The organism is Mycobacterium sp. 4858, assembly GCF_900240975.1.
Classification (GTDB): Bacteria; Actinomycetota; Actinomycetes; order Mycobacteriales; family Mycobacteriaceae; genus Mycobacterium.
Genome location: NZ_LT968776.1, coordinates 1,998,683 through 2,012,684 on the forward strand (window position 1 = coordinate 1,998,683; position 14,002 = coordinate 2,012,684).

Annotated in this window: 14 protein-coding genes; 3 read left to right on the forward strand and 11 right to left on the reverse strand. The window is 67.9% G+C overall.

Features of this window, described 5'->3' with window-relative positions:
- Positions 1-2: 2 nt before the first annotated feature.
- The 4 genes from C1737_RS17915 to C1737_RS17930 all read right to left on the reverse strand — a co-directional run bounded on the left by C1737_RS17915 (position 3) and on the right by C1737_RS17930 (position 3,455).
- Entirely contained in the window at positions 3-1,430 is a 1,428-nt protein-coding gene (locus C1737_RS17915; RefSeq protein ID WP_067919177.1) for an NAD(P)(+) transhydrogenase (Re/Si-specific) subunit beta, read from the reverse strand.
- On the reverse strand, positions 1,427-1,753 hold the full coding sequence (locus C1737_RS17920; protein WP_067919175.1) for an NAD(P) transhydrogenase subunit alpha: 327 nt from the start codon (positions 1,751-1,753) through the stop codon (positions 1,427-1,429). The genes C1737_RS17915 and C1737_RS17920 overlap by 4 nt, the downstream gene beginning before the upstream one ends.
- A complete protein-coding gene (locus C1737_RS17925) occupies positions 1,754-2,851 on the reverse strand; it encodes a Re/Si-specific NAD(P)(+) transhydrogenase subunit alpha (protein WP_102419072.1) in 1,098 nt (365 codons plus the stop codon).
- 142 nt (positions 2,852-2,993) lie between these two features.
- Positions 2,994-3,455, reverse strand: a complete 462-nt coding sequence (locus tag C1737_RS17930; protein ID WP_102419073.1) for a nuclear transport factor 2 family protein — start codon at positions 3,453-3,455, stop codon at positions 2,994-2,996.
- A gap of 146 nt (positions 3,456-3,601) precedes the next feature.
- Here C1737_RS17930 and C1737_RS17935 point away from each other — a divergent pair, with 146 nt between their 5' ends.
- The gene (locus tag C1737_RS17935) at positions 3,602-4,819 is read left to right on the forward strand and encodes an acyl-CoA dehydrogenase family protein (RefSeq protein WP_102420005.1); all 1,218 of its coding nucleotides are present in this window, start codon (positions 3,602-3,604) and stop codon (positions 4,817-4,819) included.
- Positions 4,812-5,639, forward strand: coding sequence for a tyrosine-protein phosphatase (locus C1737_RS17940; protein WP_067923072.1), 828 nt, complete (start codon positions 4,812-4,814; stop codon positions 5,637-5,639). The genes C1737_RS17935 and C1737_RS17940 overlap by 8 nt, the downstream gene beginning before the upstream one ends.
- An 8-nt stretch (positions 5,640-5,647) precedes the next feature.
- Here the strand turns inward: C1737_RS17940 and C1737_RS17945 are convergent, their stop codons facing one another.
- The 6 genes from C1737_RS17945 to C1737_RS17970 form a co-directional block, all read right to left on the reverse strand.
- Positions 5,648-6,508: an SDR family oxidoreductase gene (locus tag C1737_RS17945; RefSeq protein ID WP_067923075.1), complete on the reverse strand. Its 861-nt coding sequence runs from the start codon at positions 6,506-6,508 to the stop codon at positions 5,648-5,650.
- A gap of 51 nt (positions 6,509-6,559) precedes the next feature.
- The gene (locus C1737_RS17950; RefSeq protein WP_102419074.1) at positions 6,560-7,990 is read right to left on the reverse strand and encodes an aldehyde dehydrogenase family protein; all 1,431 of its coding nucleotides are present in this window, start codon (positions 7,988-7,990) and stop codon (positions 6,560-6,562) included.
- 192 nt (positions 7,991-8,182) lie between these two features.
- Positions 8,183-9,115 (reverse strand): class I SAM-dependent methyltransferase, encoded by a 933-nt coding sequence (locus tag C1737_RS17955; RefSeq protein WP_199182985.1) that lies wholly within the window; start codon positions 9,113-9,115, stop codon positions 8,183-8,185.
- Between the two features lie 49 nt (positions 9,116-9,164).
- Positions 9,165-10,106, reverse strand: a complete 942-nt coding sequence (locus C1737_RS17960) for a class I SAM-dependent methyltransferase (RefSeq protein ID WP_068096309.1) — start codon at positions 10,104-10,106, stop codon at positions 9,165-9,167.
- 64 nt (positions 10,107-10,170) lie between these two features.
- Entirely contained in the window at positions 10,171-10,806 is a 636-nt protein-coding gene (locus C1737_RS17965) for a TetR/AcrR family transcriptional regulator (RefSeq protein WP_082972949.1), read from the reverse strand.
- A gap of 2 nt (positions 10,807-10,808) precedes the next feature.
- On the reverse strand, positions 10,809-11,792 hold the full coding sequence (locus C1737_RS17970; RefSeq protein ID WP_102419076.1) for a pirin family protein: 984 nt from the start codon (positions 11,790-11,792) through the stop codon (positions 10,809-10,811).
- A gap of 136 nt (positions 11,793-11,928) precedes the next feature.
- On the opposite strand from C1737_RS17970, the gene C1737_RS17975 reads away from it, so the two are divergent.
- On the forward strand, positions 11,929-13,371 hold the full coding sequence (locus C1737_RS17975) for a chloride channel protein (protein WP_102419077.1): 1,443 nt from the start codon (positions 11,929-11,931) through the stop codon (positions 13,369-13,371).
- Here the strand turns inward: C1737_RS17975 and dps are convergent.
- Positions 13,368-13,916 (reverse strand): DNA starvation/stationary phase protection protein Dps, encoded by a 549-nt coding sequence (gene dps, locus C1737_RS17980; RefSeq protein ID WP_067923093.1) that lies wholly within the window; start codon positions 13,914-13,916, stop codon positions 13,368-13,370. The two genes, C1737_RS17975 and dps, sit on opposite strands and share 4 nt — an antisense overlap.
- Positions 13,917-14,002: the final 86 nt, after the last annotated feature.

Below are 14,002 nucleotides of genomic sequence, written 5' to 3' on the forward strand. Positions count from 1 at the left end.
GGTCAGAGAGCCTTCAGTTCCTCGGCGACCTCGGTCACCGACTTTTTCGCGTCCCCGAACAGCATCGTCGTCCCGTCGGCGTAGAACAGCGGGTTGTCGATGCCCGCGAACCCGGAGTTCATCGACCGCTTGAGCACGATCACCGACTTCGCCTTGTCCACGTTGAGGATGGGCATGCCGTAGATCGGGCTGGACTGCTCGTTGCGGGCCGCCGGGTTGGTGACGTCGTTGGCGCCGATGACGATCGCGACGTCGGTGCGGGCGAACTCGTCGTTGATGTCGTCCATGTCCTTCATGGCGTCATAGTCCACCTCGGCCTCGGCCAGCAGGACGTTCATGTGCCCGGGCATCCGGCCCGCGACCGGGTGGATCGCGTACTTCACCGGCACGCCCTTCTCCTCGAGCAGGCTGGCCATGTCCTTGACGGCGTGCTGGGCCTGCGCGACGGCCAGGCCGTAGCCGGGGACCACGATCACCTGGTTGGCGTACGCCATCTGGATCGCGGCGTCGGCGGCCGAGGTCGCCTTGACGTGTTTGTCGCCACCGTCGCCGCCGGCGCCAGGGGCCACGCCCCCACCGCCGAAGCCCCCGGCGACGATCGCCGGGATGGAGCGGTTCATCGCCTTGGCCATCAGGTTGGTCAGGATCGAACCGGAGGCGCCGACGATCATGCCGGCCACGATCATCGCGGTGTTGTTGAGCGCCAGGCCGGCCGCGGCGGCCGACAGCCCGGTCATCGCGTTGAGCAGCGAGATGACCACCGGCATGTCGGCGCCGCCGATCGGCAGCACCACCATCAGGCCGAGCACACCGGCGGCGGCCAGCAGGCCGACCATCCACCACAGTGATGCTCCGCCGGTGCCGGGGTGCGCGTGCAACCCGACGACCACGGCGGCCGCGACCGCGCCGACGAGCAGCAGCAGGTTGATCGGTTGCTGCGCCTTGCCGAAACCGATCGGCGCCCCGGAGATGATCTCCTGCAGCTTGCCGAACGCGATGATCGAGCCCCAGAACGAGATCGACCCGATGATCGCGGCGAACAGCGACGCCACCACGATGTGCACGGTCGGCGATTCGCCGTGCTGGAAGGCCGAAAAGCCCTTCGTTTCGATGAATTCCGCCAGGGCGATCAGCGCGACGGTGCCACCGCCGACGCCGTTGAAGAACGCCACCAGCTGCGGCATGGCGGTCATCTTGGTCAACCGGGCCGGGGGAACGCCCAGCAGCACACCCACGACGAGGCCGGCGATGATCAGCACCCAGGATTCGGTGTGGCGGATCTTGATCAGGGTCGCGGCGACGGCGATGGCCATGCCCACGGCGGCGATCAGGTTCCCGCGCACCGCGGTCTTGGGGCCCGTCAGGCCCATCAGGCCGTAGATGAAGAGGGCGAACGAAATGATGTAAAGAACGGTGACGAGGTAGTTCATTTCGCCGCGGGCTCCTCGAGTTTGGCGGGCGCCCGCTTCTTGCCCTTGAACATGCCCAGCATCCGGTCGGTGACGATGAAGCCGCCGATGACGTTCAGCGTGCCGAAGACCACCGCGACGAACAGGATGATCTGCACGGCCAGCGACGGGTGCTCAACCTCGCCGAACACCACCAGCGCGCCCAGCACCACGATGCCGTGGATGGCGTTGGTCCCCGACATCAGCGGCGTGTGCAGCGTGTTGGGCACCTTGGAGATGACCGCGAAGCCGACGAACCCGGACAGCACCAGGATCGCCAGGTTGGCCAATAGCTCGTCGTACATCTATGCGCCTTCTTTCCCGGCACGGGTGACACACGCCGCCGCGACGACCTCGTCGTCGAAGTCCGGGGCGAGCTTGCCGTCTTTGATCAGTAGGTCCAGCAGCGCGGTGATGTTCTTGCTGTAGAGCTCGCTGGCGTGTTCCGGCATCGTCGCCGGCAGGTTGAGCGGCGAGGCGATGGTCACGTCGTGCTTGACGACCGTGCGCCCCGGCTCGGTCAGCTCGCAGTTGCCCCCGGTCTCCCCCGCCAGGTCCACCACCACGCTGCCGGGCTTCATCGACTCCACCGCCGCGGCGGTCACCAGGCGCGGCGCGGGCCGCCCGGGCACCAGCGCGGTGGTGATCACCACGTCGAAGCCGGCGATCGCCTTCTCCAGGGACTGCTGCTGCTGGGCACGTTCCTCCTCGGTGAGCTCGCGCGCGTACCCGCCCTCACCCGCCGCGTCGATGCCGATGTCGAGCCACTGCGCCCCCACGGAACGGACCTGGTCGGCCACCTCGGGCCGCACGTCGTATCCGGAGGTTCGAGCACCCAGCCGTTTGGCCGTTGCCAGCGCCTGCAGCCCGGCCACCCCGACGCCGAGCACCAGCACGCTGGCCGGCTTCACGGTGCCGGCCGCGGTCGTCAGCATGGGGAAGAATCGCGTCGACTCCGAGGCGGCCAGCAGCACGGCCTTGTAACCGGCGACGTTGGCCTGCGACGACAGCGCGTCCATGACCTGGGCCCGCGAGATCCGCGGAATGGCTTCGAGCGCGAACGCCTGCACGCCGGCCTCGGTGAGCGCGCCGATGGAGTTGTCGGCGTTGCGCGGCGCCAGGAAGCCGATCAGGGTCTGCCCGCGGCGCAACCTGGCGACCTCTTCTTTGGTCGGCGGCGCCACCTTCACGACGACGTCGGCGGACCAGGCGTCCCCGATGCTGGCGCCGGCCTCGGTATACAGCTGATCGGGCAGCAACGCGCCTTCGCCCGCGCCGGACTCGACCACCACCGCCACACCGCTGCCGATCAGCGATGCCACCGCCTTGGGCACCAGCGCGACCCGCCGTTCGTCGGCCCCGGACTCGGCGACCACCCCTACCGTCGTCTGCGCATCTGTCATGGCGCGTACATCCGCTTCCACTTTCCTGCCGTTTGGATGTGCCGCCGCTAGGGCCGCACGCTTCGCTACCTTAACGCCTGCCGGATTCCGCCCCGGACGTGCGACCGACCGGGCCGGGATACCCCGGGTTGTGGCCCGCCGGCTACCAGAGCGGGATGTCTTGGCCGTGCTCCGCGGGCGGCCGGGGCCCGAAGTAACGCCGCTCGGACTCGTCGATGCGCAGGTCGTTGATGCTGGCCTCGCGGCGCGCCATCAAGCCGGACGGGGAGAACTCCCACAGCTCGTTGCCGTAGCTGCGGTACCACTGGCCGCTGGCGTCGTAGCACTCGTACTGAAACCGCACGGCGATGCGGTTGTCGTGGAAGTCCCACAGGCTTTTCCGCAGCGCGTAGTCGAGCTCGCGCTGCCACTTGCGGGTCAGGAAGGCCACGATCTGGTCGCGCCCGACCACGTGCTCGTCCCGGTTGCGCCACTGCGAGTCGGGCGTGTACGCGAGGCTGACGCGGTGCGGGTCGCAGGTGTTCCACGCGTCCTCGGCGGCCTGCACCTTCTGCAGGGCCGTCTCCAGGGTGAACGGCGGGAACGGCGGACGGGATTCGGTCATGGCGCCATGTCTACCGCGAGACTGCATCCACGCACACCCGTCGCGGCGTGTCGTGTGTGTGGTTTCAGTGTCGCGAAGGTGACCAATGAGGCTCGCCATCTAGGGCGTCTCGACACGTGTCCTATCGTGACGGCATGGACTTCGCGATGTCGGACAAAGCCAACGATTACCACCAGCGATTGACCGACTTCATGACCGAGTACGTCTTCCCGGCCGAGGCCGAATACGACAAGTACCGGGACGAGGCCGGCCCCGACGACCACACCGTCCCGCCGATCGTCGAGGAACTGAAGACCAAGGCCAAAGAGCGCGGGCTGTGGAACCTTTTCCTGCCGGCCGAGTCGGGCCTGACGAATCTGGAATACGCTCCCCTGGCCGAGATCAGCGGATGGAGCCTGGAGATTGCGCCCGAGGCGCTCAACTGCGCGGCGCCCGACACCGGGAACATGGAGACGCTGCACCTGTTCGCCACCGAGGAACAGCGCAAGCAGTGGCTGGAGCCATTGCTGGGCGGCGAGATCCGCAGCGCCTTCTCCATGACCGAGCCGGCGGTCGCCAGCAGCGACGCGCGCAACATCGAGACCTCCATCGTGCGCGACGGCGGCGACTACGTCATCAACGGCCGCAAGTGGTGGACCTCCGGCGCGTCGGACCCGCGCTGCAAGATCCTGATCGTCATGGGCCGCACCAACCCGGACGCGGCGAGCCACCAGCAGCAGTCGATGGTGCTGGTGCCGATCGACACCCCCGGCGTGACGGTCGTCCGCTCCACCACGGTCTTCGGCTACCAGGACCAGCCCGGCCACTGCGAGATCATCTACGACAACGTGCGGGTGCCGGTCACCAACCTGCTCGGCGAGGAGGGCGGCGGTTTCGCGATCGCCCAGGCCCGGCTCGGGCCGGGCCGCATCCACCACTGCATGCGCGCGCTCGGCGGGGCCGAGCGCGCGCTGGCCCTCATGGTGGACCGGGTGCAGAATCGGGTGGCGTTCGGCCGCCCGCTGGCCGAACAGGGCGTGGTGCGAGAGGCGATCGCCAAGTCGCGCAACGAGATCGACCAGGCGCGGCTGTTATGCCACAAGGCGGCGTGGACAATCGACCAGCACGGCAACAAGGCCGCGCACACGTTGGTGTCGCAGATCAAGGCGGTGGCGCCGCAGGTGGCCTGCAATGTGATCGACCGCGCCATCCAGGTGCACGGTGCCGCCGGGGTCAGCGAGGACACGGTGCTGGCCCGGTCGTACGGCTGGCATCGGGCCATGCGCCTGTTCGACGGCCCCGACGAGGTGCACATGCGGACCATCGCGCGCGCCGAACTCGGCGCGGAGAAGTCTCCGCTCGCCGCGGCGGTCACACATGACTGAAACACTGCGGGAACTGTCCGGCGCATGGAACTTTCGCGATGTCGCCGACGAGACGCCCGGGCTTCGCCCCGGGCGGGTGTTCCGCTCCGGCGAGTTGAGCCGTCTCGACGACGCCGGCCGCGCGACGCTGCGCGAGTTGGGTATCACCGACGTGGCCGATCTGCGCGCCGCCCGGGAGGTCGCACGCCGCGGCCCGGGACTGGTTCCCGACGGCGTCGACGTCCACCTACTGCCGTTCCCAGACCTCGGTGACGAGGACCAGCCGAGCGACGACGACGCGCCACACGAAACCGCGTTTCGGCGGCTGTTCCAGGGCGATCCCGACCAATCCGACGAGGCCGTCAACGAGGCCGCCGTCCGCCACATGATCGACGAATATCGGCAATTCCCGTTTCGCAACGGAGCGCAACGCGCTGTGCGGCATGTCTTTTCGTTATTGGCGGCCGGGCATTCGGTGCTCACCCACTGCTTTGCGGGCAAGGACCGCACCGGCTTTGTGATCGCCACGGTGCTGGAAACGGTCGGCATCGACCGCGACACCATCGTCGCCGACTACCTGCGCAGCAACGCCGCGGTACCGCAACTGCGAGACCACATCTACGAGATGATCCAACAGCGTTCCGACGTCGATCTGACCCCGGAGGTCGTCACGTTCACCAAGGCGCGGCTAGCTGACGGTGTCCTCGGCGTCCGGCCGGAGTACCTGGAGGCCGCGCGCCAAGCCATCGATGAGGCGCACGGCTCGCTGGACGAATACCTGCGCGACGCAGGTATTGCGCAGGCGGATGTCGACCGCCTGCGCAACGAACTGCTCGCCTGATCCCGCCGCTACAGCTTGAAGTTGGCCTGCTTGGCCGCGGAGAGGTCGTCGATCTCGGCCCAGTGCGAGGCGACATCCTCGACCGTCGGCGGCTTGTCGAAGTTGGCGCCCTCGTTCTGGAACAGCGCCACCCGCTGCACCTTGCCCCCGCCGACGACGAAAACCGATGCGTTGTTGGCGTTTTCCTCGGTGCACAGGTAGGCCACCACCGGCGCGACGTACTCGGGCGTCAGCTTCTCGAGCACCTCCTTAGGCAGGATGTCCTCGGTCATCCGGGTGGCGGCGATCGGCGCGACGGCGTTGGCGTGGATGTTGTACTTCGCCCCCTCCTGCGCCAGCGTGTTGATCATGCCGACCAGGCCGAGCTTGGCCGCCCCGTAGTTGGTCTGCCCGAAGTTGCCGAATAGGCCACTGGTGGAGGTGGCAACGACGACCCGGCCGTAGCTCTGCTCGCGGAAATGCGGCCAGGCGGCGCGCAGCACGTTGTAGCCGCCGTACAGGTGCACCTTGAGCACGGCGTCCCAGTTCTCGTAGGTCATCTTGTGAAACGTGCCGTCGCGCAGGATGCCCGCGTTGCTCACCACGCCGTGCACCGCGCCGAACTCGTCGAGCGCCGTCTTGATGATGTTGGCCGCGCCCTCGGGTTCGGCGACGCTGTCGTAGTTGGCGACGGCCCGGCCACCCGCCTCCTTGATCTCGTTGACGACGTGGTCGGCCATGTTGTGGCCGGCGCCGGTGCCGTCGCGGGCGCCGCCGAGGTCGTTCACGACGACACTGGCGCCCTCACGGGCGAGGGTCAGGGCGTATTCACGCCCCAGTCCCCCACCGGCTCCGGTGACGACGATGACGCGGTCCTGCACTCCTGGCATCAGGTTCCTCTCTAAGGTGAAAACGATGTCCTAGCAAGCGATTTCGAGGTCTCAGAACATCCTGCGGGCCATCTTGAAGGCCCGCGCCGTGTACGGCGGGTAGATGAAGCTCGACAGGTCGGGCCGGGTCGGCTTGGTCAACACCGACTTGCGGTGGCTGAACTCCTCGAAACCGTAGCGCCCGTGATAGGCACCCATCCCCGACGCGCCGACACCGCCGAACGGCAGCTTGGCCGTCGACACCTGGAAGGCCAGGTGGTTGACCAGCATGCCGCCGGCCGGCACCTCCTTGATCACCCGCTCGCGGGTCTCCCGCGTCTTGGTGAACAGGTAGGCCGACAGCGGCTTGGGTCGCGAGTTGACGAAACGTATTGCGTCGTCCAGGGATTGGACCGTGATCACCGGCAGCACCGGCCCGAAGATCTCGTTCTGCATCAACGGGCCGTCCGGGTCGGGGTCGACCACGACGGCGGGCTGGATCCGCAGGCTCGACGGGTCGCACTTGCCACCGACGATGACGTTGCCGTCGCCGCCGGCCAGGTAGCCGCTGATCCGGTCGAACTGACGCTGGTTGACGATCCGCATGCCGTTGGGCTTGTCGGAGGTGAACTTGGTGATGGCCGCGCCGATCTTGCTCACCAGCTCGTCGCGAACCTTGGCGTCCGCCAACACATAATCAGGGGCGACGCAGGTCTGGCCGGCGTTCAGCAGCTTCATCCAGGCGATCCGCTTGGCCGCGACGTCCACGTCGGCGTCGGCCGCCACGATCACCGGGCTCTTGCCGCCGAGCTCCAGCGTGCACGGCGTCAGGTGGGGTGCGGCGCCTTCGTAGACCTTGCGACCGATCTCGGTGCCGCCGGTGAACAGCACGCGGTCCAGGCCCTGCGCGATGAGCTCCTGGCTGACCGAACCGTCACCCTCGACGACGGCGATCGCGTCGTTGTCGAGGTATTTGGGCACCAGCTCGGCCATCAGGTGCGCGGACGCCGCGGCGATCTCCGAGGGCTTGAGGATGACGGCATTGCCCGCGGCGATCGCACCGACCGCCGGACCCAGCGTCAGGTAGAACGGGTAATTCCACGCGCCGATGATCAGCACCGTGCCGTACGGCTCGTATTCGATCCAGCCGCGGCCGGGCAGCTGCGGCATCTCGAGCAGCTGGTACTTGCGGCGCGTCCACCTGCGCACCCGCTTGGCCGCATACTTCGCCTCGCCGGCCGTGGTCGCGACGTCGGCGATGAACGCCTCGAACGGGCTGCGGTCCAGATCCTGGGCGAGGGCGTCTGCGATGGCCGCCTCGTTCTCTTCCATCAGCTTGGCCAGCTGCAGCAACTGCCGTTTGCGCCACTCGATGTCGCGGGTGCGGCCGGTGGCAAAAGTCTTGCGCAGCCGCTCCACCGTCGCGGGCACGTTCGCCGGCTGAGAGCCCGGCGCCCCATTGGTGGCGGATGTCGTGGGTGTAACCGATTCGGTGGTCATCATTGTCCTTCCCTGCTTCGGTCATCCCGGAGGCGTCCGCGCTCGCGGCCCGCGACGCTCGTGGGTGATAACCGCGATCCTAACCATCCGGTTGGGAGAGCAGTAGAAAGGATCCGGCCGACCCCCACGACCGTCGCGCAGCCGCCGGCGGCTCGGAAGATCGTCAGGCAGCGGGAGTTGTCCGCGGGCGGAGACTTACAGCCGCTCGGCCACGACGAAGTCGGAGAAGGCGTCGTCGTCGTCGGCCAGCGCGACGTTCGCGATCCAGCGGCCCAGCCGGCGCATCTCGTCCGTCGAGCGCTGCGCGTGCGCCCGCCAGCCGTGGTTGTTCAGCCACTGCGTGACGTCCGCCCGATGCTCGTCGCGGTACATCAGTTCCCCGACGTCGACCGTCTCTTCGATGCCGAGCTCGTCGGCGACCTTGCGGAACCGCTCACGCATCTGCTGGCGGCGCTCGTCGGCGTGCGCGGGCGCGGTCTCGGCCGAGACGCGGCTCCCCGCCGGGCTGAGCTCGCCGATCTGGGTGAACAGCCGGTCCTGCGCCTCGGCCGGCAGGTACATCAGCAAGCCCTCGGCCAGCCACGCGGTCGGCGCCGTCGGGTCGAAGCCCGCCGCGCGCAGCGCGGCCGGCCAGTCCTGCCGCAGGTCGATGGCCACCGCGCGGCGGTCGGTCGACGGGGTCACGCCGTTTTCCGCGAGCGTCGCGGACTTGTACTCGAGCACCTGGGGCTGGTCGATCTCGTACACCACCGTGCCCGCAGGCCAGTCGAGCCGGTACGCGCGCGAATCCAGGCCCGACGCCAGGATCACCACCTGCCGGATTCCGGCGGCGACGGCGTCTTTGAAGTAGGTGTCGAAGAAGTGGGTGCGCACGGCCTGGTAGCCGCGCATGTGCTCGAGCTGCGCCGCGGAGTCGGCGTCGAGAGCTTCGATCTTGGCCGCGACGTCGGGGTCGAGCATGTGCTCCCACAACACCCCCGCGCCGGCGTTGGTCACCAGAAGCTTGGCGTAGGGATCGCGGATGAGGGCGTCTGGCCGTTCGGTTTCGACGGCCCGGGCCGCGGCCACCATGACCGCCGTGCTGCCGACACTGGTCTTGATGTCCCAGGTGTCGTCGTGGGTGCGCAGTGAGCTCATCGCGTTGCTCCTCGGGTCGTGGGACGAAAGGGTGAAAGTCTTACGAGGCCGGCCCACCGAGACGCGCCCGCAGCAGCGTGCTGCGCACGGCCTCCTCGGCCAGGTCTTCGGGTACCGGGCGGCCCAGCCGGGCCATCTCGTCGCGGTTGTCGACGGTCTCCACCTGCCAGCCGTGGTCGCTCAGCCACTGGCCGGCGTCCGAACGGTCCGGCTCGTGGTAGGTCAGCGCCTGCACGTTGACGTCCAGCCCGAGCCGTTCCCGCATCCGCAGCCAGCGCTGCGAATTGCTCCGGGAGTTCAAGCCGAACGCCTCGATGGCGACCCGGCTCCCCGGGGCGCTGAGAGCGGTGAACATCTCGAAGAGGCGATCTTGCGCGTCGCTCGGCAGGTACGGCAGCAGGCCCTCGGCAAGCCAGGCGGTCGGCTGGGTGCGGTCGAATCCGGCCGCGGCCAACGCCGCCGGCCAGTCGTCGCGCAGGTCGACGGGAACCGGGCGGCGACTCGCCGTGGGAACGGCGCCGTGCTGCAGCAGGATTCCGGTCTTGTATTCGAGCACCTTGGGCTGGTCGATCTCGTACACCGCGGTGCCGTCCGGCCAGTTCAGGCGATAGGCCCGGGAATCCAGCCCGGCCGCCAGGATGACCACCTGCCGGATCCCGGCCTTGACGGCCTCGTCGAAGTATTCGTCGAAGAAGTGCGTCCGCACGGCCTGGTAGTCGATACCGATGCGGTGCGCCCGGCGTCCCTGCTCGTCGCCGTCGAGCCAGGCCAAGTTGGGGTCGGCAAGCCGGGCCCATGCCGGACCGGCCGACGAGACCAATAGGCCGGCGAACTGATCGCGGATCAGCGGATCGTTTCCCGCCGTCTCCGCGGCGCGCGACGCAGCGACGCCGAGCGCGGTGGCACCGACGAGTTCGGTGATGGTCCAGGTGTCCCCGGCTGATCTCAAAGAAGGCGGTATCGACGCGTCCAGGTCAGTCATGACCCGCCCATGCTACCCGGATAAGTTAGTTAGCCTATACGCTTTGTGGGCAACTTCACTGCGGCTACGCGTCGGGCACGCGGAAGGCGCCTTCAAGCAGTCGGCGCATCATCCCGGTGATGGCCAGCAGGGCTTCGGGGGTCTGGACGAAGCCGGCGTACAAACCCACCCCGCACATCAGGACGACCAGTGCCTCGACCAACGCCGACGCGTCGAAGTCGGCCGGGACCTCACCCCGCCCGATTGCAGCATCGACGGCCCGGACTAAAAACTCCCGGACGATCCGGACAGAATCGTTTTCCGTCGTGTTCCATTCCGGATGGCGCTGCGACTCGAGTACTCCGGTGATAATCAGCGCCGACCCGGCGGGAGTGTCGGAATTGGCGCGCACCGCAACAGAAATGAACGCGGCGAGCTGCGCCGGCAGCGTGGCTTCCCGCTCGGCCTCTCTGATCCCGGTCCCGATAATGGCTTCGTTGGTTTGCTCCAGCACCTCTCGGTACAAGACCCGCTTGCTGGAGAAGTAATGGTTGATCGCCGGACGCGTCAGGTCGGCGCGGGCCGCGATGGCCTGGAAAGTCGCGCCGTCGTAGCCGCGTTCGCTGAACACCAGCCGAGCCGCCCGCATGATCCGCTGTCGCGTCTCGTCCGCCTTTGCGGCAGGGGGCCGTCCCGGCCGACGGCTGACCCGTGAAGACACCGTTAAAGTGTGCCACCGCCATGGTGCGGCATCAGCGCATTTGGCGGAATACTGCCGAATTTGCCTGCCTGGTAGTCCTCCAATGCTTCGACCAATTCCGCGCGGGAGTTCATCACGAAAGGCCCGTAGTGAAATACCGGCTCGCGAATGGGTTGGCCCCCCAGCAGCAGGACATCCATGGCCGTGATGCGCGCCGATTGCTGTGCCCGGTCGGCGCCCACGGTGATCCGATCTCCGGGCCCGAGCACCGCCAATTGCCCAGCGTGAATCGGATGAGCGACCGGGCCGAGGTATCCGCTGCCCGACAGCACATAGATCAACGCGTTGAAATCGCGTCGCCACGGAAGGTTGATGCGGGCGCCGGGTTCGATCGTGGCGTGCGCGAGCGTGATCGGCGTGTGGGTGACGCCGGGCCCGCGGTGACCGTCGATCTCGCCCGCGATGATGCGGACCAGCGTCCCGCCGTCGTCGGAGGTGATCAACGCCGAGTCGCCCCCCTCGATGGCCTGATACCGGGGCGCCGCGAATTTGTCCCGCTTGGGCAGGTTCACCCACAACTGAATCCCGTGGAAGAGCCCGCCGCTGTCGACGAGTTCGGCGGGCGGCGTCTCGATGTGCAGGATGCCCGAACCGGCGGTCATCCACTGCGTCGCGCCGTCGGTGATCAGGCCGCCACCGCCGTGCGAATCCTGGTGGGCGAACTTGCCGTCGATCATGTAGGTGACGGTCTCGAACCCGCGGTGCGGGTGCCAGTCCGTTCCCCTCGGCTCGCCCGGCTGGTACTCCACCTCGCCCATCTGGTCCATGTGCACAAAGGGATCCAGGGCGGCGGCGCTGACCCCGGCGAAGGCCCGGACGACCGGAAAGCCCTCGCCCTCGTAGCCTCGCGGCCCGGTGGTGATCGATCGGACCGGCCGCTCGATGTCGGCGGGCGCGGCTGCTCCGACGCGCGGCAATGTGAGGGTGTTTGCGGTGATGGCGGGCATGTGAACCTCCGTAGTGAGAACTACCCGTATAACCGGACCGCGGTCCGATTATTCCGGCGGTGTGGTGCGGCGCGGCTGCATAGGATGGCTTGATGTCCGGGGGACGCGTGCCACGACCGGGAGACGGCAACGCGCCGTGACCGAACAGACGGATGACGAAACCCAGCCCGCGGCGGCGTCGACCCCCGGCGCCGGCGGACGATTCGGGGCCTCGATCAGGAGGTCCGGCTACCTGCAGAAGTGGTTGCTGCTGGGGGTCACGATCGGCTTCGTCGCCGGCCTGGGAGCCGTCGTCTTCTATCTGGCGCTGAGGTACACCGGCGAGTTCCTACTCGGCTATCTAGGGGGCTACCACATCCCGACGCCCGTGGGCGAGGGCGGCGGCCGCGGGGACTCCACTTTCCGCCGCGCCTGGGCCATCCCGTTGGTGACGACGGGTGGGGCGTTGATTTCCGCCTTCATCGTCGCGAAGCTCGCCCCGGAGGCCACCGGCCATGGGACCGACCAGGCCATCGAGGCCGTGCACGGTGATCCGCGCGCCATCCGCTTCCGCGCGGTGCTGGTGAAGATGGTGGCCAGCGCGCTGACGATCGGATCGGGCGGTTCGGCCGGGCGCGAGGGTCCGACGGCGCAGATCTCCGCGGGCTTCTGTTCTTTACTCGCTCGGCGGCTCCACCTGTCCGATGAGGACGGCCGCATCGCGGTGGCGCTGGGTATCGGCGCCGGCATCGGGGCGATCTTCGCCGCGCCACTCGGAGGGGCGGTGCTGGCCGCGTCGATCACCTACCGCGACGATTTCGACTATCGCTGTCTGCTACCGGGATTCATCACCTCCGGCACGGCCTACGCGGTGCTGGGCGCGTTCCTCGGCTTCGATCCGCTCTTCGGCTACATCGATGCCGAGTACCGATTCGAGAGGGCATGGCCCCTGCTGTGGTTCGTCGTCATCGGCCTGGCGGCTTTCGCGGTCGGTTACCTCTACGCGCGCACATTCCACGCCGCGGTGCGCCTCACCCGCCGACTGCCAGGCGGCCCGGTGCTGAAACCGGCGAGCGGCGGGCTTCTCGTCGGATTGCTGGGGCTGGTGATTCCCCAGATCCTCAGTAGCGGCTACGGGTGGGCGCAGCTGGCGGCCGACCGGGGGTCACTATTGGCCATCCCGCTGTGGATAGTCGTCGTGCTGCCGGTCGCCAAGATCGTCGCCACGTCACTGTCGATCGGCACCGGCGGCTCCGGTGGACTCTTCGGGCCGGGAATCGTGATCGGCGCCTTCGTCGGGGCCGCGGTCTGGCGCCTGGGCGAGCTATCCGGCCTGCCCGGTGTTCCGCACGATCCCGGGATCTTCGTCGTGGTCGGCATGATGACGTGCTTCGGAAGCGTGGCGCGGGCGCCGCTCGCGATCATGATCATGGTCGCCGAGATGACCGGTTCGTTCTCGGTCGTGCCCGGGGCGATCCTCTCCGTCGGCATCGCCGCGCTGCTGATGTCGCGCACCAACGTCACGATCTACGAATCACAGCGCCTGAACCGCGATACCGCCGCGGCCGAGCGCGAATGTCGGACCGAAGACGGCGATTAGGAAGCGCCGCGCGCGCTGCTGGCGGCGTCCTTCTCGGTGGTCGAACCCTCGTGGGTCAGCTTCCCGCCCGCGCTCTCCAGGTGCGCGCGGACGAACCACTGAAACTTCTCCAGGTTTCCGGCCTGATCGATCAACAGGTCCTGGGTGACCGGGTCGAGCTCCTCGGTCTCCTCGATGTACTTGCGGATGTCCTCGATGACACCGGTGTAGACGAGGTCCAGCGCGGCCAGGTGGGCCTGGACCGTGTCGCGGCCCACCGAATAGTCGTCCCAGGTGCGGTCTTTGATGATCGCGCCGGGCGTGCCCTGCGGTGAGCCGCCCAGGGCCGCGATGCGTTCCGCGACGTCATCGGCGAAGCCACGGACCGCCTCGACCTGCGGGTCGATCATCTCGTGCACACCAATGAAGTTGGGTCCCACCACATTCCAGTGAACATGCTTGAGCGTCAGGTGAAGATCGTTGTAGGTGCTCAGTTGCTTCTGCAGCAGTTCGGTCAGCCGCGCTCCCTGTTTGTCGGTGAGCCCCGGGATGGTGAACTGTGTCATCGATTTCCTCCGTTTCGCACACGGTCACGTCTTCGCTGTGGGTTACCCGATGGCCGGTGCTGAAAACGCCGCCCCGGCGAGGCCAT